Source organism: Lysobacterales bacterium, assembly GCA_016721845.1.
GTDB lineage: Bacteria > Pseudomonadota > Gammaproteobacteria > Xanthomonadales > Ahniellaceae > JADKHK01.
The window spans coordinates 577,726-601,992 of record JADKHK010000013.1; the positions used below are offsets into that span (position 1 = coordinate 577,726).

The 24,267-nt window shown below is 65.7% G+C and carries 18 protein-coding genes; 14 read left to right on the plus strand and 4 right to left on the minus strand.

Annotated elements, in window-relative coordinates; translation table 11 throughout:
* Positions 1-21: 21 nt before the first annotated feature.
* The 11 genes from grpE to IPP28_10055 all read left to right on the plus strand — a co-directional run bounded on the left by grpE (position 22) and on the right by IPP28_10055 (position 13,111).
* The gene (gene grpE / locus IPP28_10005; protein ID MBL0041352.1) at positions 22-552 is read left to right on the plus strand and encodes a nucleotide exchange factor GrpE; all 531 of its coding nucleotides are present in this window, start codon (positions 22-24) and stop codon (positions 550-552) included.
* Between the two features lie 81 nt (positions 553-633).
* Positions 634-2,553 carry a molecular chaperone DnaK gene (gene dnaK, locus IPP28_10010; GenBank protein ID MBL0041353.1) on the plus strand — a complete coding sequence of 640 codons (1,920 nt, stop codon included), beginning with the start codon at positions 634-636 and terminating at the stop codon, positions 2,551-2,553.
* Between the two features lie 186 nt (positions 2,554-2,739).
* Complete coding sequence (dnaJ, locus tag IPP28_10015) at positions 2,740-3,858, plus strand: molecular chaperone DnaJ (GenBank protein MBL0041354.1); 1,119 nt, start codon at positions 2,740-2,742, stop codon at positions 3,856-3,858.
* A 72-nt stretch (positions 3,859-3,930) separates the two neighbouring features.
* Positions 3,931-4,368, plus strand: coding sequence for a VOC family protein (locus tag IPP28_10020; GenBank protein MBL0041355.1), 438 nt, complete (start codon positions 3,931-3,933; stop codon positions 4,366-4,368).
* A 90-nt stretch (positions 4,369-4,458) separates the two neighbouring features.
* Positions 4,459-6,267, plus strand: coding sequence for a DUF885 domain-containing protein (locus IPP28_10025; protein MBL0041356.1), 1,809 nt, complete (start codon positions 4,459-4,461; stop codon positions 6,265-6,267).
* 73 nt (positions 6,268-6,340) lie between these two features.
* The gene (gene map, locus IPP28_10030; protein ID MBL0041357.1) at positions 6,341-7,138 is read left to right on the plus strand and encodes a type I methionyl aminopeptidase; all 798 of its coding nucleotides are present in this window, start codon (positions 6,341-6,343) and stop codon (positions 7,136-7,138) included.
* A complete protein-coding gene (gene glnD, locus IPP28_10035; GenBank protein MBL0041358.1) occupies positions 7,135-9,750 on the plus strand; it encodes a [protein-PII] uridylyltransferase in 2,616 nt (871 codons plus the stop codon). The genes map and glnD overlap by 4 nt, the downstream gene beginning before the upstream one ends.
* Positions 9,747-10,574 carry a 2,3,4,5-tetrahydropyridine-2,6-dicarboxylate N-succinyltransferase gene (dapD, locus tag IPP28_10040; protein MBL0041359.1) on the plus strand — a complete coding sequence of 276 codons (828 nt, stop codon included), beginning with the start codon at positions 9,747-9,749 and terminating at the stop codon, positions 10,572-10,574. Before glnD ends, dapD begins: the two co-directional genes overlap by 4 nt.
* Entirely contained in the window at positions 10,574-10,942 is a 369-nt protein-coding gene (locus IPP28_10045; protein MBL0041360.1) for a Spx/MgsR family RNA polymerase-binding regulatory protein, read from the plus strand. The genes dapD and IPP28_10045 overlap by 1 nt, the downstream gene beginning before the upstream one ends.
* Complete coding sequence (gene dapE / locus IPP28_10050; protein MBL0041361.1) at positions 10,939-12,087, plus strand: succinyl-diaminopimelate desuccinylase; 1,149 nt, start codon at positions 10,939-10,941, stop codon at positions 12,085-12,087. The genes IPP28_10045 and dapE overlap by 4 nt, the downstream gene beginning before the upstream one ends.
* Positions 12,088-12,106: 19 nt before the next feature.
* Positions 12,107-13,111 (plus strand): Gfo/Idh/MocA family oxidoreductase, encoded by a 1,005-nt coding sequence (locus IPP28_10055; GenBank protein MBL0041362.1) that lies wholly within the window; start codon positions 12,107-12,109, stop codon positions 13,109-13,111.
* Positions 13,112-13,132: 21 nt separating this feature from the next.
* Here IPP28_10055 and IPP28_10060 read toward each other — a convergent pair whose 3' ends face one another.
* The 3 genes from IPP28_10060 to parC form a co-directional block, all read right to left on the minus strand.
* Positions 13,133-13,579: a hypothetical protein gene (locus IPP28_10060; protein MBL0041363.1), complete on the minus strand. Its 447-nt coding sequence runs from the start codon at positions 13,577-13,579 to the stop codon at positions 13,133-13,135.
* Positions 13,580-13,635: 56 nt separating this feature from the next.
* On the minus strand, positions 13,636-14,565 hold the full coding sequence (locus IPP28_10065; GenBank protein ID MBL0041364.1) for a TonB family protein: 930 nt from the start codon (positions 14,563-14,565) through the stop codon (positions 13,636-13,638).
* A gap of 98 nt (positions 14,566-14,663) precedes the next feature.
* Positions 14,664-16,913: a DNA topoisomerase IV subunit A gene (gene parC / locus IPP28_10070; GenBank protein ID MBL0041365.1), complete on the minus strand. Its 2,250-nt coding sequence runs from the start codon at positions 16,911-16,913 to the stop codon at positions 14,664-14,666.
* A gap of 156 nt (positions 16,914-17,069) precedes the next feature.
* Here parC and IPP28_10075 point away from each other — a divergent pair, with 156 nt between their 5' ends.
* From IPP28_10075 to IPP28_10085, 3 genes are all read left to right on the plus strand, one after another.
* A complete protein-coding gene (locus IPP28_10075) occupies positions 17,070-19,601 on the plus strand; it encodes a hypothetical protein (GenBank protein ID MBL0041366.1) in 2,532 nt (843 codons plus the stop codon).
* A gap of 62 nt (positions 19,602-19,663) precedes the next feature.
* Positions 19,664-20,917 (plus strand): multidrug effflux MFS transporter, encoded by a 1,254-nt coding sequence (locus tag IPP28_10080; protein MBL0041367.1) that lies wholly within the window; start codon positions 19,664-19,666, stop codon positions 20,915-20,917.
* A 10-nt stretch (positions 20,918-20,927) separates the two neighbouring features.
* A complete protein-coding gene (locus IPP28_10085) occupies positions 20,928-21,818 on the plus strand; it encodes a pirin family protein (protein MBL0041368.1) in 891 nt (296 codons plus the stop codon).
* 4 nt (positions 21,819-21,822) lie between these two features.
* Here IPP28_10085 and IPP28_10090 read toward each other — a convergent pair whose 3' ends face one another.
* Positions 21,823-24,198, minus strand: coding sequence for a protein kinase (locus IPP28_10090; GenBank protein MBL0041369.1), 2,376 nt, complete (start codon positions 24,196-24,198; stop codon positions 21,823-21,825).
* Between the last annotated feature and the right edge of the window lie 69 nt (positions 24,199-24,267).

Consider the following 24,267-nt stretch of genomic DNA (forward strand, 5'->3'; position numbering starts at 1 on the left):
GGCCGAAGCATGGAGAATTCGATGAACCAGGACACGACGCCGGTGGACGGCGACGACTTCGGCGCTTTGCCGGTCGAGGAAATGGAAGCGCGCATCCGCGATCTGGCGAACCAGCTCGGTGCCGCGCGCGACGAGCAGGTGCGCCTGCTCGCCGAAATGGACAACCAGCGCAAGCGTGCTGCACGCGATGTCGACAGCGCGCGCAAGTTCGGCGTCGAAAAGCTGCTGAACGACCTGATGCCGGTCTGCGACGGGCTGGAAATGGGCCTGAGCCAGGGCGGCAGCGATCCGCTCAAGTTGCGCGAGGGCATGGACCTGACCCTGAAGCTGCTGCTCAAGGCCAGCGAGCAGCACGGCCTGAAGCGGCTGCATCCGGTCGGCGAGGCCTTCAATCCGGAATGGCATCAGGCGATGGCGATGATTCCGTGCGCCGACAAGTCGGCCGGCACCATCATCGACGTGTTCCAGACCGGTTATCGCCTGCACGAGCGCCTGATTCGTCCGGCCATGGTCACCGTCGCCGCCGATCCGCTGCCGCCTGAAGACGCCTGACCCGCCCCCTTGAACCCCGCGTTCACATCCTCATAACAGCGCCATCCGCCGCAAGGCATTCAAGATTTCCGGAGAGACATCATGGGCAAGATCATCGGTATCGACCTCGGCACCACCAACAGCTGCGTCGCGATCATGGACGGCGGTTCGGTCCGCGTGATCGAAAACGCCGAAGGTGACCGCACCACGCCGTCGATCGTCGCGTTCGCGAAGGACGGTGAAGTCATCGTCGGCGCGGCCGCGAAGCGCCAGGGCGTGACCAACCCGAAGAACACCTTTTACGCGGTGAAGCGCCTGATCGGCCGCAAGTTCACCGATGCCGAAGTGAAGAAGGACCTTGACCTGGTGCCCTATGCCATCGTCGGCCACGACAATGGCGACGCCTGGGTCGGCACCTCTGACGGGCGCCGCATGGCGCCACCGGAAATCTCGGCCAAGGTGCTGATGAAAATGAAGAAGACCGCCGAGGATTTCCTCGGTGAAGCGGTCACCGAAGCCGTCATCACGGTGCCAGCCTACTTCAACGACTCGCAGCGCCAGGCGACCAAGGACGCCGGCCGCATCGCCGGTCTCGACGTCAAGCGCATCATCAACGAACCGACCGCGGCGGCGCTGGCCTATGGCCTCGACAAGTCCGGCGGCAAGGACCGCAAGATCGCCGTGTACGACCTCGGCGGCGGCACCTTCGACGTGTCGATCATCGAGATCGCCGAAGTCGATGGCGAGAAGCAGTTCGAAGTGCTGGCCACGAACGGCGACACCTTCCTTGGTGGCGAGGACTTCGACAAGCGCGTCATCGACTTCCTGGTCGAGGAGTTCCAGAAGGAGCAGGGCATCGACCTGCGCAAGGATCCGCTGGCCCTGCAGCGCCTGAAGGACGCGGCCGAGCGCGCCAAGATCGAATTGTCGACGCTGCAGCAGACCGATGTCAGCCTGCCCTACATCACGGCCGATGCCTCGGGTCCGAAGCATCTGACGGTCAAGCTGACGCGCGCCAAGCTCGAAGCGCTGGTCGACGATCTGGTCAAGAAGACCATCGAACCCTGCCGTACCGCCATGGCCGACGCCAAGATCAAGCCGTCCGACATCACCGAGGTCATCCTGGTCGGTGGCATGACCCGCATGCCGCGCGTACAGGCCGCGGTGACCGAGTTCTTCGGCAAGGAACCGCGCAAGGACGTGAACCCGGACGAAGCCGTCGCGATCGGTGCGGCGATCCAGGCCGGCGTGCTCTCGGGCGCGGTCAAGGACGTGCTGCTGCTCGACGTGACCCCGCTGAGCCTGGGCATCGAAACCATGGGCGGCGTGTTCACCAAGCTGATCGAGAAGAACACCACGGTGCCGACCAAGGCCTCGCAGATCTTCTCGACCGCCGAAGACAACCAGACCGCAGTGACCGTGCATGTGCTGCAGGGCGAACGCAAGGAAGCGCGCTACAACAAGTCGCTGGCCAAGTTCGATCTGGCCGGGATCGACGCCGCGCCGCGTGGCATGCCGCAGGTCGAGGTGACCTTCGACATCGACGCGAACGGCATCCTGCATGTGTCGGCCAAGGACAAGAAGACCGGCAAGGAACAGAAGATCGAGATCAAGGCCGGTTCCGGTCTGTCGGAAGCCGAGATCGAACAGATGGTGCGCGATGCCGAAGCGCATCGCGAGGACGACAAGCGCTTCCAGGAACTGGTCGAAGTCCGCAACAAGGCTGATCAACTGGTGCACAGCGTGCGTTCGGCGCTGAAGGAACACGGCGCCAAGGTGCCGGGCGACCAGATCGGTCGTATCGAGGAAGCGGCGAAGGACCTGGAATCGGTGATGAAGGGCGACGACAAGGCCAAGATCGAGTCGAAGATCGCCGCCCTCGAAGCCGCTGCACAGTCGCTCGCCGCCGCCGCCCAGGGCAGTGCCCAGCAGGGCGGACCGGGTCCGGACGCCGGCGCGCAGGCCCAGAAGAACGACGACGTCGTCGACGCCGAGTTCACCGAGGTCAAGGACGACAAGTAAGTCGCCCGACCTGATGCGAACCCGCAACCCGGATTGTGCGAACAGTCCGGGTTTGCGTTTCTAGGCAACGCCACGACGTAGGCTGGGTTGAGCGCAGCGAAACCCGGCAACATCGATTCCAAACAAGCTGGGTTTCATTGCATTCAACCCAGCCTACGCGGCAATTCATCCAGACTGGTCAACGCGATGTCCAAACGCGACTACTACGAAGTGCTCGGTGTCGAGAAATCGGCGTCGGAGGACGATCTGAAGAAGGCCTATCGCCGGCTGGCGATGAAGCATCATCCGGATCGCAACGACGGCGACAAGGATGCCGAGGCCAAGTTCAAGGAGGCGAAGGAGGCCTGGGAAGTCCTGTCGGATCCGGCCAAGCGTCGCGCCTATGACCAGCATGGCCACGCCGCGTTCGAACAGGGCATGGGCGGCGGTGGCGGCGGGTATTCGGATGTCGGCGATATCTTCGGCGACATCTTTAGCGACTTGTTCGGTGGCGGTCGTCGTGGCGGCGGGCAGCCGCGCCGCGGTGCCGACGCGCGCATCGTGGTCGAACTCGACCTCGAAGAGGCGGTATTCGGCGCCACCAAGGAAATCGACGTGCCCGCGGTCGTCAACTGCGATGACTGCGACGGCACCGGTTCGCAGGACAAGAAGACCAGCACCTGTTCGATGTGTCGCGGCCGCGGTCGCGTGGTCGCGCAACGCGGCATCTTCCACGTCGAGCAGGCCTGCCCGACCTGCAGCGGCACCGGCAAGCAGATCGAGAAGCCGTGCAAGAGTTGCCGCGGCCATGGTCGCATCCAGAAGGAAAAGACGCTGGCGGTGAAAATTCCCGCGGGTGTCGATACCGGCGACCGTGTGCGTCTCGGTGGCGAAGGCCATGCCGGTCCGCCGGGCACGCCGAGCGGCGACCTGTTCGTCGAGATGATGGTGCGCGAACACAAGATCTTCCAGCGCGAAGGCAATGACCTTTACTGCGAAGTGCCGATCCGCTTCTCGCAGGCCGCGCTCGGCGGCGAACTGGTTATTCCGACGCTGGATGGTGACGCCAAGATCAAGGTGCCCGCCGAAACCCAGACCGGCAAGCTGTTCCGCCTGCGCGGCAAGGGCGTGAAGTCGGTGCGCGGCCATGACCAGGGCGACCTGCTGTGCCGTGTCGTCGTCGAGACGCCGGTGCGCCTGAGCAAGCGCCAGCGCGAACTGCTGGAGGAATTCGAAGCCACCTTCGACGACGGCAAGGACCACATGCCGCGCCAGACCTCCTGGGTCGATGGCGTGAAATCGTTCTGGGACCGGATGACGTCCTGATCCACGGGCACCACGTGAATCAGGTGTCGTGATCGGCGTACAGTCGTGCTCCCGTCACCCGTGAGCCCCGCCATGCGCGCGAACCTGCCGATCTCCGAGAGCAGCATCATCCCCGCGCTGCGGTATCGCAACGCACCGGCCATGATCGACTGGTTGTGCCGTGCCTTCGGGTTCGAGAAGCACGCGGTCTACGAGGATGGCGAGGGCGGCATCGCTCACGCGCAACTGCGCTACGGCGGCGGGATGCTGATGCTCGGTTCGGCACGGGATGATGCCTACGGTCGACGCATGGCCGCGCCGTCCGAGATCGGCGGACGCAATACCCAGGCCCTGTGCGTGATCGTGACCGATGCCGACGCGCATCTTGCGCAAGCGCTCGCGGCCGGTGCCGAAATCGTCGATCCGATCAGCGATCAGGACTACGGCGGTCGCGGCTACGGTTGCCGCGATCCGGAAGGGCATCTGTGGTGGTTTGGTACCTACAACCCGTGGGCGGCGGCGCTGAGCTGAGACGTGTCGGTCGCGTGACTTCCCGTCCCTCGGGAGATGGCAGGCGGGTTCGGCGCTGCTAGGCTGCGCTCCCGTTTTCCGGAGCCCGTCATGTCGGTCAATCGTCTCGCGTTCGCCGTTGCGCTCACCCTTGGTCTGCCCCTGTTGACTGCGTGCACCCAGACGCCCGAGCCGGTGGCGGAGGTGGCCAAGCCCGCGGCAGTCAATCATGACCAGCAGTTCGAGGCCTTGGCGCGTTCCTGGTTGAGCGACTGGTTCCGCCTGAATCCGGTGTCGGCGACCCAGGTGGGCAGCCATATCGTCGACGGCGAGATCGAGGATCTCAGCGTCAAGGGGCGCACGGCCGCGGTCGAACTCGCACGCCGCACGCTGACGGCGCTGGAAGCGATCGATACCGCGTCCTTGTCGCGCGAAAACCAGATCGATGACGCGATCCTGCGCAACCAGCTCAAGAGCGACATCTGGAGCACCGAGACGCTGCAGAGCTGGGCCTGGGACCCTCAGGTCTATGGCCAGCTGGCCGGCGGCAGCATCTACACGCTGATGGCGCGCGAATTCGCGCCGCTGCCGGAGCGTCTGAAGTCGGCGACGCTGCGCATGGAAAAGCTCCCGGCGCTGTTTGCGCAGGCGCGGGAAAATCTCGATCCGGCGCGGGTGCCGCTGATCCATGCCGAGACCGTCGCCAAGCAGCACGGTGGCATCCTCGGTCTGGTCGACCAGTTCATCACCCCGAACCTCGGCCAGCTCGGCGACGAGGACAAGGAACGCGCCGAAAACGCGATTGCCAACTTGCGCATCGCCGTGGCGGAACACCAGAAGTGGCTGGATGAAACCCTGGTGCCGAACGCCAAGGGCGACTTCCGCATCGGCGCCGCGTTGTACGACCAAAAGCTCGCCTTCGCGCTGAATTCGCCGCTCGGCCGCGGCGAGATCAAGCAGCGCGCCGAAGCCGAGCTGACCCGCGTGCGTGCCGAAATGTACGGTATCGCGCGTGCGGTGCTGGCAGACCAGCCGAAGGCACCGGAGATGCCGGAGCAACCGACGCCGGAGCAGCAGCAGGCGGGCATCGCAGCGGCGCTGGAGCTGGCCTATGCCGACCGCCCGGCACGCGACAAGGTGGTCGAGCTCGCGACCGCCAGCACCGAGCGCGCGACCGCCTTCGTGCGCGAGAAGGGACTGATCACGCTGCCGGAATCGCCGGTCAAGATCATCCTGATGCCGGAATTCCAGCGCGGCGTGTCGGTGGCCTATTGCGATTCGCCGGGTCCGCTCGACAAGCACCTCGACACTTTCTACGCGGTGTCGCCGATTCCGGACGACTGGAGCGACGAGCAGGTCGATTCCTTCCTGCGCGAATACAACACGCGCTCGATCGAGGAGCTGAGCATCCACGAAGCGATGCCGGGCCATTTCCTGCAGATCGCGCATTCGAACAAGCATCCGTCGACGCTGCGCGCGGTGCTCTCGTCCGGCTCCTTCGTCGAAGGCTGGGCGGTGTATTCGGAAAAGATGATGGTCGACGCCGGCTATCTCGACAACGATCCGCTGTTCAAGCTGATCAACCTGAAGTGGTACCTGCGCGTCATCACCAATGCGCTGATGGACCAGGCCATCCACGTCGATGGTATGACCCGCGAAGACGCGATGGCGCTGATGACGGTGCAGGGCTTCCAGCAGGAACGCGAGGCCGCCGGCAAATGGGTGCGGGCGCAACTGACCTCGACCCAGCTGCCGACCTATTTCGTCGGTTTTCAGGAGCACCTGGATCTGGAAAACGCGGTGCGTGAACGCGACGGCGACCAGTTCGACATGCGCAAGTACAACGACACTGTGCTGTCCTTCGGCTCGCCCCCGGGCCGCTACGTGCGCCAGATGATGCTCGACCTGCCGATCGAGTAAACATCTGAATCGATATTCATTTCGGTCATGAGCGGGGCGCGCGGCGCGCGTCCCGCTTCGCTAAACTCGCGGGATGGAAACGCCCGCACGCAGTACCAAGTTCACCCTGAAGTCGGCCGCCGACATCGCCAAGATGCGCGAGGCCGGCCGATTGGCCGCCGACGTGCTCGACATGATCGGCGAACACGTCAAGCCCGGTATCAGCACCGAAGAGCTCGACCGCCTGTGCCACGAGTACATCGTCGACGTACAGAAGGCGATTCCGGCGAACCTCGGCTACAAGGGCTTCCCGAAGGTCATCTGCACCTCGGTCAACAACGTCATCTGCCACGGCATCCCGAGCGCCTCCAAGGTGCTGAAGGACGGCGACATCATCAACATCGACGTCACCGTGATCCGCGATGGCTGGCACGGCGATACCAGCCGCATGTACTACGCCGGCACCCCGCCGGTGCTGGCGAAGCGCCTGGTCGACATCACCTTCGAAGCGATGTGGCGCGGCATCCGCACGGTGCGGCCGGGCAGCACGCTCGGCGATATCGGCCATGCCATCCAGAGTTTCGCCGAGGCGCAGCGCTTCTCGGTCGTGCGCGAATACTGCGGGCACGGCATCGGCCAGATCTATCACGAAGACCCGCAGGTGCTGCATTACGGCAAGCCGGGCACCGGCCCGACGCTGCGCGAGGGCATGACCTTCACGATCGAGCCGATGATCAATGCCGGTGCGCCCGGTACGCGGCTGATGCCGGACGGCTGGACCGTGGTCACGCGCGACCGTTCGCTGTCGGCGCAGTGGGAACACACGATCGCGGTGACCGGCGACGGCTTCGAGGTACTGACCCTCGGCGCTGCGGATCGGACAGCGGCATGAGCGACGCGCGCGGCAACGATCCTGCCGCGCCGGCGGCCTTCATCGCCTCGCAATGGCGCGAGCGCCTGCGCAAGGCCCAGTTCGAGGATGAAGCCTCGTTCGCGCTGGGCACTTCGGCCGAACAGCTGATTTCAGCGCGCGCCGGTCGTGTCGACGATGCCCTGCGTGCCGCCTATGCCGCCGAACTCGCGAATCACACGGGACTCGTGCTCGCGGCCACCGGCGGCTACGGCCGTGGCGAACTGTATCCGCAGTCCGACATCGATCTGCTGCTGATCATCGAAGGTGACGACAATGCCACCCAGATCGCGATCGAGCGCTTCCTCGCCGCGATCTGGAATATCGGCCTGTCGGTCAGCCACATCACGCGCACGCCGGAGCAATGCCTGCGCATCGGTGCCGAAGACCTGTCCTCTGCCACGGCGATGTTCGAGTCTCGTTATCTCGCCGGCGACCCGACACTGCTTGTGAGCACGCTGTCGGCATTGGACGCGCAGCAGGTCTGGCCGCCCGCACTGTTCTTCGCCGCCAAGCGCGACGAACTGCGCGCGCGCCACATCCGCTTCAACGACACCTCGTTCAATCTGGAACCCAACGTCAAGGAAGGCCCGGGCGCGATCCGTGACCTCGACACGCTGGGCTGGATGGCGCGACGCTGTTTCGGCGTGCCGCGCATCCAGTTGCTGGCCGAGCAGGGGCTCGCCAGTGCCGCCGATCAGACCGCGTTGAACCAGGCCCGAGCGGCGCTCGCGCGCTTGCGCTACGGCCTGCATCGCGCGGTGCAACGGCGTGAGGAACGACTGTTGTTCGACCACCAGCGCGAGCTGGCAAAGCTGTTTGGTTACGCCGACCAGCATCGCGAAAACCTCGCCGTCGAGCAGCTGATGCAAGGCTTCTTCCGGGCCGCATCCAGCGTGCGCCGGATTACCCAGCGCCTGTTGCTCGACTGGGAGGAACGCCTCGCTCCCGAGCCTTCGCCGACGATCTGGTTCGAGGACGACTTCGGCCTCCGCCGCGGCCGGCTCGCCCATCGCGATGCGGTCGCCGCGACCGCGACCATGGCCGGCGCATTGAAGGTGTGCCATCGCCTGGCGATGACGCCGGCAGCGGACGGCCTGAATCCCGAACTTGCGGCGGCCATCCAGGCGGCCGTGCCAGGTTACGCAATCACCGACGATGCCGGCGCCTGTGTCGCGCATTTTCTCGCCGTGCTGCGCCAGCCACTGCGCGCCGTGCGCGTTCTTCGCGTGATGTCGGAACTCGATCTGCTCGGGCGCCTGATCCCGGCGTTCGAGCGTGTGACCGGGCGCATGCAGTACGACATGTTCCATGCCTACACCGTCGACCAGCATACGTTGCGTGTGCTCGATCACCTCGCGCGCTTTGTCGATCAGGCGACCGCTGAAGCATTGCCACTTGCGGTGGAAGTGCGGGCACGCCTGCGCAAGCCGGAGCTGCTGCTGCTCGCCGGCCTGTTCCACGACATCGCCAAGGGGCGCGGCGGCGATCATTCCGAACTCGGCGAGCGCGATGCGCGCGAATTCGTGCGCTGGCTCGGCCTGTCGCAGACCGACGCGGACCTGGTTGCGTGGCTGGTGCGGCATCACCTCGACATGTCGATCACGGCACAGAAGCAGGACATCGGCGATCCCGCGGTCGTGCACAAGTTCGCCAGCCTGGTCGCGGACTGGGAACGCCTCGATTACCTCTACCTGCTGACCGTGGCCGATATTTCCGGCACCAGCCCGAAACTCTGGAACACCTGGAAGGACCGGCTGCTGGCGGACCTCTACAACGCCACCCGGTATGCGCTGCGACGCGGCCTCGAACATCCGGTGCACAGTCGCGAACGCGTCGCCGAAATCCTGGGTCAGGCCCGTGACGTGCTGCAAGCACAGGGGGACGATGTCGCGGCGGCGGAACAGGTTTGGGCCGACTATCCCGAAGACAGCGTGCTGCGATTTTCGCCGACGCAGCTCGCGTGGCAGGCCGAGCAGGTGCTGGCGCATGGCGGTGGGCAGGTGGCACGCGTCGCGATCCGCAACGACGGCAGCGGTGGCAGCGAACTGCTGGTGATCTCGCGCGATCGCGACGGCCTGTTCGCGACCATCACCGCCGTGCTCGACCGCATGCAGATCAACGTGCACGATGCCCGCATCGTCACGACCCGCGATGGCCGCGTGCTCGATACCTTCCAGATCCTCGACGCGCAAGGTCAGGCCCTGACCGATCCGGCGCGCAGCGAGGATCTGTGCCGGCGCCTGACCGACGAACTCGGCAAGCCCGATCTGAACCTGACACCGGCGCGTCGGGCCTGGTCACGGCAGCAGAAGCATTTCCACGTGCCCCTGCGGGTCGAATTCGGCGAGCGCGATGGCGGCGCACGCACGCAACTCGCACTCGTCTGCTCCGATCGCCCCGGCCTGCTCGCGCATGTCGCGCAGGCCTTCCGTGCCTGCGGCGTGCGCGTGCACGATGCGCGCATTGCCACCTTCGGCGAACGTGTCGAAGATTTCTTCGTGCTCTCCGACGAACACGACCGCGCACTCGATGCCGCGGCCACGCAGTCGCTGGAACGCACGCTCGCCCACGAACTGGCCCCCCTGCGATGACGCCCAGCCTGCAACACACGATCGAGACCGCGTTCGAGCGGCGCATGGACCTTTCGGCGGCCGAGATCGACGACAGCGTCCGCCCGGCAGTGAATGCGGTGATTGCCTCGCTTGAAACCGGCGAGTTGCGGGTCGCCGAGCCCACCGAAGCCGGCTGGATCGTGCACCAATGGATCAAGAAGGCGGTACTGCTGTCGTTCCGCATCGAAGGCAATCGCGTCATGGTCGGCGCACCCGCGCCGTATTTCGACAAGGTGCCGTTGCGCTACGACGGTTATGACGAGGTCGCGTTCCGTGCTGGTGGCGCGCGCGTGGTGCCGGGCGCGATCGTGCGCCGTGGCGCGCATATCGCGCGCGACGTGGTGCTGATGCCGAGCTTCGTCAACATCGGTGCGCATGTCGGCGAGGGCACGATGGTCGATACCTGGGCCACGGTCGGCTCCTGCGCGCAGGTCGGTGCCAACGTGCATCTGTCCGGCGGCGCGGGCATCGGCGGCGTCCTGGAACCGTTGCAGGCGAACCCGACCATCATCGAGGACGACTGCTTCGTCGGTGCGCGTTCGGAAGTGGTCGAGGGCGTGATCGTCGAACGCGGATCGGTGATCGGCATGGGCGTGTTCCTCGGGTCGAGCACGCGCATCTACGACCGCGAGACCGGCGAGATCCATTACGGGCGCGTGCCCGCAGGCAGCGTCGTCGTCTCTGGCTCGCTGCCGGCGAAGGACGGGTCGCATAGCCTGTACGCGGCCGTCATCGTCAAGAAAGTCGATGCGAAGACGCGGTCCAAGACCAGTCTCAATGACTTGTTGCGCGGGATCGACTGATGGCCGCGCCCATCCTCTACGGCCTGACGAATTGCGACACCTGCAAGAAGGCCCGCAAGTGGCTGGAGCGCGAGGGCGTGGCGCACCAGTTCATCGACTACAAGCTGAATCCGGTTCCCGCTGATGCACTGAAGGCGTGGGCGAAGCAGGTCGGTTGGGACAAGTTGATCAATCGTTCCGGCACCACCTGGCGCGGCTTGATGCCGAGCCGCAAGGATCCGCAGACGGACGCCGAATACGTGCTGCTGGTGCGCGAGTATCCGAGCCTGGTACGTCGTCCGGTCGCCGTGATCGACGGCGAGGTGATGCTCGGCTTCACCGGTGGGCTGTATGAGAAGCGTTTCCTTGCGAGCAAGGCATCGGCATGAGCACGGCGTCGGACATCGCGGCGCTGACGATCGACCTGTGCCGCCGCGCATCGGTGACCCCGGACGATGCCGGCTGCCAGGACCTGATCGCGTCGCGCCTGCAGCATGCCGGTTTCGTGGTTGAACCGATCGATGCCGGTGGTGTGCGCAATCTCTGGGCCTGGCATGGCAGCGTCGGTCCGGTATTCGCTTTCCTCGGCCATACCGATGTGGTGCCGACGGGCGATCTGGCCGCCTGGACCTCGCCGCCGTTCGAACCGCAGGTGCGCGATGGCTTGTTGTTCGCGCGCGGTGCCGCCGACATGAAGGGCAGTGTCGCCGCGATGGTGGTCGCGCTTGAGCGCTTCGTGGCCACGCATCCGGCGCATCCGGGCGTGATCGGTCTGCTGCTGACCAGCGACGAGGAAGGCGAAGCGGTGCATGGCATCCGTCACGTCGTCGACGAATTCCTGCGTCGCGGCCAGCGCATCGATTATTGCGTGGTCGGCGAACCATCGAGCGAATCCTTGCTCGGCGATCGCATCCGCATCGGACGGCGCGGTTCGCTGCACGGGCATCTGCGCGTGCGCGGCGTGCAGGGCCATGTCGCGTTTCCCGAGAAGGCGCTGAATCCGATCCATGCCGCGGCGCCGGCGTTGGCGGAACTGACGGCCATCCGCTGGGACGAAGGCAATGCCCATTTCCCGCCGACCGGGTTCCAGATCTCGAACATCCATGGGGGCACCGGCGCCTACAACGTGATCCCGGGCGAAGTCCGCATCGATTTCAATTTCCGCTTCGGCACCGCGTCCGGCACCGAAGACCTGATGCAGCGCACCGAAGCCGTGCTCGCGAAGCATGGCCTCGACTACCGCATCATCTGGGAGATTTCCGGTGCGCCGTTCCTGACCGCCGATGGACGGCTGCGCGAAGCGACCCACGCCGCGCTGCAGGCCCACGGCATCGCGAATACCCTGGCCGACACTGGCGGCGGCACGTCGGACGGCCGCTTCATCGCCACGCTCGGCAGCCAGATCGTCGAACTCGGCCCGGTCAACGCGAGCATCCACAAGATCGACGAGCATGTTCGCCTCGTCGACCTCGACGCGCTCGGCGCGATCTATCAGGACATCGCGGCGCGGGTGTTGCTGTCGTCCGCGAGTTGATCCGATGCCGCTCGATCCGATGCGCCGCATTCGCTGGGGAATGATCGGGACAGGCTCGGTCGCGCAGCACAAGAGCGGCCCGGCCTACGCGCTGGCGCAGGGCAGCGAACTCGTCGCCGTCGCGTCGAGAACCGCGGAGTCGGCGCGGACGTATGCGGCACGGCACGGCGTCGCGCAGGTCTTCGCGACGCCGACGGACTTGATCCATTCCGCTGCGGTCGATGCGGTCTACATCGCGACGCCACCGTCGTCGCACATCCCGCTGGCATTGGCAGTGGCGAACGCCGGCAAGCCCTGCTGCATCGAGAAGCCGATGGCGCTGTGTTATCGCGATGCACTCGCTGCGCTGCAGGCATTCGAGGCCGCGGCACTGCCGTTGTTCGTCGCCTATTACCGACGATCATTGCCGCGATTCCTCCAGATCGCCGAATGGCTGCGCGCCGGAGCGATCGGCACGGTACGCGCGGTCGACTGGCGATTGCATCGAACCGCGGCGCTGGCAGCGACGGCGTCGAACTGGCGCGTCGATGCGAACGAAGCGCCTGGCGGATTGTTCGAAGATCTGGCTTGCCATGGCCTGGACCTGTTCGATTTCCTGCTTGGGCCGGTCTTGCACGTCGAGCGCGCAACGCTGGAGGACGCCGCCGGCGCGGTGCCGCATCGCGTCGAAGCGGCCTGGCATCATCGCAATGGCGTGGTCGGCCAGGGCATCTGGGATTTCGCCGCGCGTGAACGTGCCGATGTCGTGACCTTCACCGGCGATGCCGGTCGCATCCGGTGCGCGATGTTCGACGAGGCGCCGGTCGTGCTGACCGCGCAAGGTCGCAGCGATGAACGCGTGATTCCGAATCCCGTGCCAATCCAGTTGCATCATGTCGAGCACATGGTCGCGCACCTCAACGGTGCTGCGCAGCATCCGTCGACTGCACAATCAGCCATTCGCACGGCCTGGGTGATGGAACAGATCCTGCGCGGGCCGATGGCCGTTCGCTCGACCATCGCGAAAACAGCGTGCGTATCGTGATGCGGCTGGCTCGGTCCACGATCACTCGTTCGACATTGCGCCGAGTGCACGACCATGGTCGGTCAGGCTGGAATCGCCGACCATGAGCGGATCGGTGCCGACCGGCGCGGGCGAGGGGAGCGGAGATTCGGGGCGGAAGCTGAGGAACACGCCCTGCGGGGCGGCGGCTTCGGTCACGTCGGATTGGCTGGCATCGTCGCGGATCGCGGTGATCAGGACGGGGACCCTTGGGTCGTCGCGGGTAAGCAGGTACAGCCGGTCGCCGACGTGAAGCTTGCCGCGCACGAGCAGCGCGCCCGCCATCCAGGGATCGGCGTCGGTGAACACCATACCGAGCCGGACCAGGGCGTCGCTGTCCGCTGCGGCCGGCGTTTCGACCTTCGCGGCCGGCGCAGGTGCATCAGGCGCCGGGCCGGAACACGCCACGAGCGCGACGGCGAACAGGACGGGTAGCGGAGACTTGATCATCGGCAGACAGCCTGGCGGACGCGACGCTGCCCTACATGGGGCGAAGTCCGCGCCGATCAACTCTGCCGGAAGTTCATCGTGGTCCGTGTCGTCATCGCTTCCGGCACGCCGTCGCGTTCGGCGGGTTTGAACTTCCAGCGCATGAGCGCACGCACGGCGTTGCGGTCGAACAGGCCTTCGGGTTCGCTGCGCACGACGCGGATGTCTTCGGTGCTTCCGTTCGCGGTGACGCGGAACTCCAGTTCGACGAAGCCTTCGAGCTTGCGGCTGCGCGCTTGCGGCGGATAGTCGGGTGCGACCTTGCTGATCGGTTGTGGCGCGGACACGCTCGATCGCCCGGTCGTCACGACCGCTGGCGCCGTCGCGAATTCGCGTGATGCCGCGGGGACAGCGGCAGGCGTGGACGCGACCGCGACGGCGACCGGCTTCGTCGCGACCGGTAGCGCTGGCGCAGATTTGACCGGCGTCGTCTTCGACACTGCGTCGGGAGCGTCTCGTTTCGACACTGCCCGAGTCTTTGCCAAGGTCGAGCGCAGGTCCGCCACGCGTGTTTCGGCGCTGCGGGTGATTGCCGATTCGGCATTGATGCGTGCAATCAATCCGTGCAGGCGCTCGGCTTCGGCCAGATCCTGGTCGCGCACGGCCGCCTCGAATGCGAATTGCGCCAGCGGCATGATCTCGACGAGGGCATCGGCCAAGCCTGGATGATTCGGATCGTGGTCGCGCACCGCCAGGAACAGTTCGGTCGCGTTGTCGCCGGAACGATCGACGATGCGGTTCTCGCGGAACGCGGCGTTCGCGCGGCGCATCAGTTGGGCAGGTGTTTCCTCATCCACGGCCGCCGCGCGCGCGGGCGCCGTCGCCGCTGCTGCGGACGCTACGTTCTGCGCGACGGTCGAATCCGGTGCATCGCTGCAGGCGGACAGCAGCGCCAGCAGCGACAGCACCAGGGCAGGATGACGGCGGTGACGGAATTCAGCGGGCATGGTGACCTCGGTGTTGGCATCGAATGCTTCAAACCGTAGTCGTCGCCGATGACAGCGCCATGTCGCGGCGCTGTCGGTTTGTCACAACGTGCGCACCGTCACGCGCGAGAGATCGCCTCGACCTTCTGATAACCACGAGGCAGCAGCGAACCTCGGGTGGCGCGCGCGGCGGCGATCTCGACGAGATCGGACCAGGAACGCTTCAGTGCCCGGCCACCGGCGGTGACGATGACATCCGCACCCTCCGGAATCACCACGAGGTCGAGCAGGCGTTCGCCGGTCGCGAAGCTCTTGCGCGGGATGTCGATCAGCTTGTTGCCCTTGCCGCCCTTGTCGAGTTCCGGCAATTCGGCGACCGAACACATCAGGATGTAGCCGGCACTGGTCACGGCGACGATGCGGTCGCGCGCCGAGTCGTTGCAGACCGCGATCGCGGCGACCTTGGCACCATCGCCCAGCGACACCAGCGCCTTGCCGGCCTTGTTGCGCGAGATCACGGTCTCGTATTTCGTGACGAATCCGTAGCCGAGATTGGTCGCGATGACCAGTTTCTGCTCGGCATCGGCGATCGCGACGGCATCGAAGCGCGCGCCGGCCGGCGGCGTGAACCGGCCGGTCAGTGGTTCGCCGTTGCCGCGCGCCGACGGCAACGTGTGTGCCGGCGTCGTGTAGGCGCGGCCTTCCGAGTCGACGAACACGACCTGCTGGTTCGACTTGCCTCGCGCATAGGCGAACAGGCCGTCGCCCTCTCGATAGGACAGGTTCGCCGCGTCGACCTCATGGCCTTTGGCCGAGCGCACCCAGCCCTTGTCCGACAGCACGACGGTGACCGGTTCGGAAGCGACCAGATCCGATTCCGACAAGGCCTGCGCAGCACCACGCTCGATCAGCGGCGAGCGACGCTTGTCGCCATAGGTCTCGGCGTCCTTCTTCAACTCGTCCTTCACCAGTGCGCGCAGACGATCGGTCGATTTCAGCGTACTGACGATGCGTGCGCGCTCTTCTTCCAGCGCATCCTGTTCGCCGCGAATCTTCATTTCCTCGAGTCGCGCGAGCTGTTTCAGGCGCGTGTCGAGGATGTAGTCAGCCTGGATCTCGCTGAGCTTGAAACGCGCCATCAGCACCGACCGCGGCTCGTCTTCCGTACGGATGATGCGGATCACTTCATCGAGATTGAGATAGGCGATGCGCAGACCATCGAGCAGGTGGAGGCGCTTTTCGACCTTGTCGAGACGATATTGCAGGCGGCGTCGCACGGTGTCGGTGCGGAAGCTCAGCCACTCGCTCAAGATCATCTTCAGCGGCTTCAATTGTGGTCGACCGTCGAGGCCGATCACGTTCATGTTGATGCGGAAGCTCTTTTCCAGGTCGGTGGTCGCGAACAGATGCCCCATCAGTTCTTCGGCATCGACGCGGTTGCTGCGCGGGATGATGACCAGACGCACCGGGTTCTCGTGGTCGGATTCGTCGCGCACGTCTTCGACCAGCGGCAGCTTCTTGGCACGCATCTGGTTCGCGATCTGTTCCTGGATCCTGGCCGGAGAGGCCTGGTGCGGCAGCGCGGTGATGACGATGTTGCCGTCTTCGCGCGTGTACACAGCGCGGGCGCGGACCGAACCATTGCCGGTCTCGTACATCGACAACAGGTCGGCACGTGGCGTGATGATCTCGGCCTCGGTCGGATAGTCCGGGCCCTTGATGTGCTCGCAGAGATCGCGGGTCGTGGCATCGGGATCGTCGATCAGGCGCATGCAGGCAGCCACGACTTCGCGCAGATTGTGTGGCGGAATGTCGGTCGCCAATCCCACCGCGATGCCGGTGGTGCCGTTCAACAGCACATGCGGGAGTCGTGCCGGCAGCCAGTTCGGTTCTTCCAGCGTGCCATCGAAATTCGGCCCCCAGTCGACCGTGCCCTGGCCGATTTCGTCGAGCAGCACGGCCGCCAGCTTGGTCAGCTTCGACTCGGTATAGCGCATCGCCGCGAAGCTCTTCGGGTCGTCCGAAGATCCGAAGTTGCCCTGGCCTTCGATCAGCGGATAGCGGAACGAGAACGGCTGTGCCATCAGCACCATCGCTTCATAGGCGGCCGAGTCGCCGTGCGGGTGAAACTTGCCGATGACGTCGCCGATCGTGCGCGCCGACTTCTTGGGCTTGGCGCCGGCATCGAGGCCGAGCTCGCTCATCGCGTAGATGATGCGGCGTTGCACCGGCTTTAGACCGTCGCCGACGAAGGGCAGGGCGCGGTCGAGAACGACATACATCGAGTAATCGAGGTAGGCGCGTTCGGCGTAATCCTTGAGCGGGATCTGTTCGAAGCCCTGGAAGGTCGGGCGAGTCGGGTCGGTCATGCGGTGATCCTTCGGCTAGCCGGCCATTATCCGGTCTCGGCAGTGCAGGGCAAGCGACCCAAGCCTGGATCAAGACACTATTTGTGACGCCACAAAAGTGTGAAGTGGATCACATATTGCTACAACATCCGTGACTTTCCCAACTTCAGGTGAACCATGCTGAATCGTCGTCCGGTGCTTGCCGCCGCCTTGATGCTGTTGCCCGTTTCGAGCGCCATGGCGTGCAACACCCCGACGGATCTGTGCATCAACGAGGTGCAAACCTACGGTACCGGCAGTCCCACGGCACGCCGTGCAACCCAGTACATCGAGTTGCGTGGACCGGCCGGCGCGACGATTGCCGCCGGCCACTATCTCGTTGCCGTGGACGGAGATCGCAACCAGAACCCCGGCACGATCGACGTGGTCCTCAGCCTCGAAGGCAAGACGCTGGGCGCGAATGGCTATCTGGTGCTGTTGGCACAAGGCAATTCCTACGTCACCCAGCCCGGCGCGACCGTGCTGTCCAGCAATGCCAGCGGCTTCTCCGGGATTGCCGGCTGGTCGGGTAATGCCGGCGCCCTCGCATTCGAACGTCCGAGCACGAGTTTCTTCCTGGTCACCGCCGCCAGCGCACCGCTGCCCGGGACCGACATCGACACGATCGGCAGCAACGATGGCGTGCCGGACGGCAGCGGCTATGGCGCCTGGACCATCCTCGATTCGGTGGCGATCGCCGACAATGCCAATGACAAGACCTATGCGGCCCTGAATTTCCGCCCCAGTGCCGGCTCGTTCGGCAGTACGGTGATTCTCGCGGGCAGGACCTGGTACGCCGGCCGTTTCGGGGATTCGTTCGGTTCCGCAGCCAATGCATGGGTCGCCAGTTCGGTCCTGGGCGGCGCCAATCCGAACTATCTGCTCGCAGCCGCAGCCGTGACGCCGATCGGCGTGGCTGGAAAGCCCTTGAACCACATCGGCGCGTCCAATACGTGGGCCAATGCGGCGCCCGTGAACGCGTTGCCGGCGTCGGCAAGCACGCTGGAAGATGCCGGTGTTGTGCTGGCGCTCGGGGTGGCCGACAGTGACGCGGCGGGTTCGAACCTGACCGTGAGCGTGTCGGTCGATGTCGGAGCGCTGACACTGGCCAATACTGCAGGCATCGTTGTCGACAGCGGCAGCAATGGCAGTGCCGCAATGGTGTTTTCCGGCGCATTGCCTGCCTTGGGCGCTGCGCTCAACGGCTTGCAGTTCTCGCCACCGGCCAATTTCAACGGCACTGCAACCCTATCGATCACGACCAATGACAATGGCAATACCGGAACCGACGGTGCGAAGTCCGATTCGGACACGCTGACGATCGCGGTGACCGCGGTCAACGACGTACCCTCGTTCGCGGTTGGCACCAACCAGACCGTGGCTTCGGATGCCGGCGCACAGATCGTGAATGGCTTTGCGACGGCCCTGTCGGCCGGGCCCGCCGACGAGTCGGCCCAGGGGCTCGACTTCATCGTCGGCAACGATGCCAACGGCCTGTTCCTCGTGCAGCCGGCGATCGCGGCGAACGGTACGCTGACGTACACGCCGAACCCGAGTTTGACCGGCATCGCCACGGTCAGCGTCAGGATCCATGACGATGGCGGCACCGCCAATGGCGGCGTCGATACCTCGGCACTGCAGACTTTCACGATCACGGTCGATCCGCCGCTGCAGGCCGCGACGTTGGCATCGATCGACGACGATGACGGCGATGACCTGCTCGCCGCGGCGCAAGTCGTGAACTTCACGCTGAATTTCTCGCGCGCGATCGACTTCGCATCGGTGTCGGCCTCCGACTTCAGCTTTACCGGCACGGGTACCGCCACGGTCGATGCGGTGAGCCAGATCGATGCCGACAGCGTCGCCGTTCAGGCGACCGCGACCGGTTCCGGCACGATCGTGCTGACCCTCAGCGGAGAAGTGCTCGATACCTTCGCGATTGCGGTATCGGCGCCCTCCGCAGACGACACGACCTTGACCATCGACGCCGTCGCCCCGACGCTGACCAGCATCACGCGCGTGTCGGCCAGTCCGAGCAATGCGGCGACGGTCGACTTCGACGTGACCTTCTCGGAATCGCTGAGCGCAGTCGGCGCCAATGATTTCACGACCGCCGCAGACGGCACGCTGGCCGGCTTCGGCATCGCTGCGGTCAGTGGCAGCGGCAGTCACTACACGGTGACCGTCAATGCCGGCAGCGGCGACGGCCATCTCGCGCTGGGACTTGCGGCGGCACCGGTCGCCACCGATGTGGCCGGCAACACGCTGGCCACCTCGCTGTTGTCGGCCAGCTATGTCATGGATCGCACCGCCCCGCTTGCCGTGGTCATGAACAAGCTCGATGCCGACCTGCCAACGATGCCGTTCGTCCGATTCGCGGTGGAGTTCGACGAGTCCGTGACCGGTTTGGACCCGAGCGATTTCAACGTCGTCGCGGGGGGGGGCGTGACCGAGGCGATGGTCGTCGATGTCACCGGCAGCGGCACCAGCTGGACCGTACTGGTCTACACCGGTCTGGCCAGCGGAACACTGGGACTCGATCTGCTCGACGACGATTCGATCGTCGATGCAGCGACCAATCCGCTTGCCGGCGGACTCGTCGGCACCCAGTTCTACCTCATCGATGCATCGGTCTTGATCCCCTTGTTCAAGGACGGCTTCGAGAACTGAAACGCGTGGCTAGAAGCCGCAGGCGGCGATATGCTGCCTGCGGCTTCGTCGTTTGTGATGGCATGACTTCTTCTTCGACCGAATTGCGCCCGCGTGCCGTGGTGCCGCTGCTCGCCGCACTGGCGATGTTCGGGCCGTTCACGATCGACACCTTCTTTCCCGCATTCGCGGAAGTGGCCGCAAGCCTGCACGCCAATCCCTGGCAGATGCAGCAGACGATCAGCGCGTATCTGCTCGGTTACGCGCTGATGTCGTTCGTGCACGGGCCGGTGTCCGACGCGCGCGGACGCCGCAACGTGATCCTGTTCGGCGTGACCAGCTACATCCTTGCGTCAATCGTCTGCACGTTCGCGCCCAACATCGAGACGCTGCTGGCGGCGCGTTTCTGGCAGGGCTGTTCGACCGGGGCCGGCATGATCGTCGGGCGCGCCATCATCCGCGACCGCTTCCACGGCGGCGATGCCCAACGCGTGATGGCCTGGGTGTCGATGCTGTTTGGCATCGCACCGGCCTTGGCGCCCCTGGTCGGAGCCTTGATCCATGGCTTCGCCAGCTGGCGCGCGATTTTCGCGTTCATGGTCATCTACGGCGCATTGATGCTGTGGGCCTGCATCCGGGTCTTGCCCGAGACACACCCGCCGGAGCGACGCGTGCCGCTGCGTCCCGGTGCCTTGCTGGCGACCTACCGACGCATCGCGATGGATCGCGCCTTCGTGCTCTGGGTCGGGGCGACGGGCCTATTCTTCGGCGGCCAGTTCATCTACATCAGTTCGGCGCCCGTCTTCATCGAGCGTTTCCTGGCACTCGGCACCTATGGCTACGCCTGGTACTTCGTGCCGACCATCGCCGGCATGACCGCCGGTTCCGCGCTGTCGGCGCGACTGGCCGCCCAGACCAGTCCGTCGCGCTGCGCGAACATCGGATTGCTGGTCATGATTTCCGGGCAGGCGATCAATCTCGCCTACAACGCCGTGACCGAGCATCCCGCGGTGCCGTGGGCGGTGCTGCCGTTCGCGATCTACGGCTGCGGCGTGTCGCTCGCCACCCCGCCGATCAATGTCGCGACACTGGACCGACATCCGCTGCATCGCGGTGCCGCGGCGTCGGTGCAGTCGGCGATGTGGAGCCTGATGATGGTGTTCGTGTCCGGTTTCGCGGCACCGCTCGCGCACGATTCTCCGATGCAGCTGGCCTTGGGTTCGTTCGCGTTCTGGATCGCCGGCGCCCTGTGCCTGTGGCTTGGACCGCAAGTGGTGTTCCTGCACGTGCCGACGCGCGTGGACGCAGCAGAGTCGGAACTCGAAGAACCGGTGTGAGGAGAGCGAGATGCCCGCGGATGGACAGTTGATCGACCCGAAGCGCAGCGAGATCGTGCCGGGCGTGGCAGTCTTGCGTGCGTTGCCGACGCGGGCGCGACGTCTCGTCGGTGCCTGGTGTTTCCTGGACCATTTCGGTCCGGTGGCGGGCGCGGCGATGCAGGCTTTTGCGGTCGGCGCGCATCCGCACATCGGTCTTCAGACTGCGACCTGGTTGTTCGACGGGGCGCTGCTGCATCGCGATTCGCTGGGCTCGGTGCAGCCGGTGCGCGCGGGCGAGTTGAACTTGATGACGGCGGGCCACGGCATTGCGCACAGTGAGCACCTCGGTGCCGGCGCGACCCGCCTGCATGGCCTGCAGTTCTGGATCGCGCTGCCCGAGAGTGCTCGCGAGATCGCGCCGCGTTTCGAACATCATGCGGACCTGCCGCGATGGCACGAAGGCGAGGCGTCGCTGCGCCTGTTTATCGGCGACTACGCAGGACGGCATTCGCCGGCACGGGTGCATACGCCGCTGCTCGGACTCGAAGTGCACGCACCCGTGGCGGAGTCCGTGACGCTCGCGCTCGATCCCGGCTTCGAATACGCGCTGTATGTCGCCTCCGGTCATGTGCGCTGCGATGGCATCGACGTTCCGGCGCAGCGACTGTGCGTGTTTCCCGATGCCGCGAACGCCGCGCAGCTCGAACTTGCCGCCGGAAGTTGTGCCGTATTGATGGGCGGTGCGCCGTTCCGCGAGGCACCGCTGATGTGGTGGAACTTCGTCGCCCGCAGCAACGACGAGATCGCGACCGCACGCGCGGACTGGGCGTCTCGATCCGACCGTTTCGGCGAGGTCGCGGAGGGCGGTGCCCGCATCGACGCGCCGCCCTTCGACCTGCACCTGCGCGCGGCACGCTAGGGCCTCAGGGCGGCAATCCGAGCTTCAGCAGCAGTGCGCGATAGCGTGGATCGCCGCGCAGTGGTTCCAGCAAGGGGTCGTACTTGATCTCGGCGATGCCGCCGTCGCGTTGCGCATACGCCCGCTCCAGCCAGCCGAACGCGGCATCGGCATGACCTCGGGCCGCTTCGACTTCGGCGATCTGGTAGGCCGCATTGAAGCCATAGCGCTCGACCAGGCGGGCCAGGGCAAGGTCGGATCCCGGGACATCGCCGCGGGCGTGATGCAGCAATGCATCGCCAAGCCATTGCAGGGGTTCGTAAGCCGTGGCTTTGAACTCGCTGGTCGCGACATCGAGTTGCTGCTCGCCCAACGCCATGACCGCCAGACGCAGGTGCGCGAACGGGAAGTCGGGCTTGAGGGCCAGCGCGCGATGCTGGGATTCGCGGGCCGCCACTGGGTCGCCGGCGGCTTCCTGGAAATAGCCCAGTGCCTGCCAGGCTGATGGCAGCAGCGGTTCGCGCTCGGTCAGGCGGCGCGTCATCGCGATCGCATCGGGCAGTCGCCCGAGCGATGCCAGCAGGCTCCCGTAGCCTTGGGCCGCGTGACCGCTGCCGGGGTCCAGCGCCAGCGCGCGCTCGTAGTCGACCCGTGCGCCGCGCCAGTCCCAGTTCACCGAGCTGAGCAAGTTGCCGCGAATCCAGTAGGCATCGGCCAGGACCGGATCGAGGTCGATGGCGTGCGCGACCGAGGTCAGTGCTTCGGCATGCGCGCGTGCATAGGCCGCATCGTCGGACGCGTACTCGGCCGACCACATCAGTGCCTGGGCCAGACGCGCATGCGCCGCGGCAAAGTCGGGGTCGATCGCAATCGCCTTGCGCAACGCCGCGACCGCGGTCTGCGCCGCGTCCGCGCCGGGGATCCCGATCGATTGGCGCCCACGCAGGTATTCGGAGTAGGCCTCGGCATTGGTCGAACGATGCAGTCCCGCGTCCGGCTGCTGGTCCGGCAGCAGCTTGATCTTCAGCGCGGTCACGACGGATTGCGCGATGTCGTCCTGCATGCTGAACACGTCGACGATCTGGCGATCGTAGGTCTCGCTCCACAGATGGAATCCATCGGAACAGTTCAGCAGCTGCACCGTGACGCGCAGCCGCTCGCCGGACCGGCGCACGCTGCCGGTCAGCACGGTGGCGACACCGAGGCGGCGTCCGATGCGCTTCAGGTCGGGCTCACCCTCGCGGAACTGGAACGCCGAGGTGCGCCCGGCCACACGCAGTTGCGGCAGTTTCGCGAGCAGGTCCAGCAGCTCTTCCGAGAGGCCATCGGAGAAATAGGCCTGGTCGTGGTTCGGGCTCAGGTCGGCAAAGGGCAGCACGGCGATCGAGGCGGGTTCCGCGGCGGCCGCGACCGCTTCATTCGTCGCCGCTTCGGCCGCGTCACGGGTTCCGCGCCAGGGTTGCCAGGCGAGGATGCCGATCAGCAACAGGCCGGCGGCAGCCAGGACCCAGGTCGTCGATGCCGCGGCAGGGCGTACCGGCAGCGACATCGGCGTGGATCGGCCGACGACGGGAGGTGTCGGCAGCGTCGTGGTGACGATGTCGCGCTGGCCGGACAGATGCGCATCGATACGCTGCATCACCGCGAATCCGGTCTGTGGCCGGGCAGCCGGATCCTTGGCAAGCAGGTCGTCGATCAGCGGCTGCAGGTGCTGCAGCGCCGGAGGCAGCCGCGGCACCGGCGCATTCATGTGCTGCATGCCCACGGTCCAGCCATTGGCGCCGTTGTAGGGCAGTTGCCCGGTCAGCAACTGGAACAACAGGACACCGAGGCCGTACAGATCGGCACGGCCATCGACGACTTCGCCGCGCCATTGCTCCGGGCTCATGTAATGCGGCGTGCCGATGCTGGTGCCTTCACCGGTAAGCCCGAGCTTGATTTCGGCCGCACGGGCGATGCCGAAATCGGACAGCACGCAGGCATCGTCGGCGCGGCGCAGGATGTTTTCCGGTTTGACATCGCGATGCACGACGCCCTGGCGATGCGCGAAGTCCAGGGCCGCGGCGATGTCCCGCGCCGTGCGCAGGGCGTGCACCGGCGTGTCGGCATGGCTGATCGACTGCGCCACCGTGCCGCCCGGCTCATAGGCCATCGCCATGTACGGCAAGCCTTCATGGATGCCGACGTCGTGGATTTCGATGATGTTCGGATGATGCAGTTTGGCGGCGATGCGCGCCTCGCGCAGGAAGCGCTCGGTCGCGACCGGGTCGCGCGCCAGCGACGGGATCAGCAGTTTCAGCGCGACATGCCGGCCGAGCGATTGCTGGACCGCAAGGTAGACGGTCGCCATGCCGCCCTGGCCAAGCACGCGCTCAATGCTGTAACCGGGAATGTCGGGCACCGAGCGGTTCCACCTTGGCGACGCAGCGAGAGTAGCCAATGCGTCGCAACCGGAACAAGCGGCGCGCCG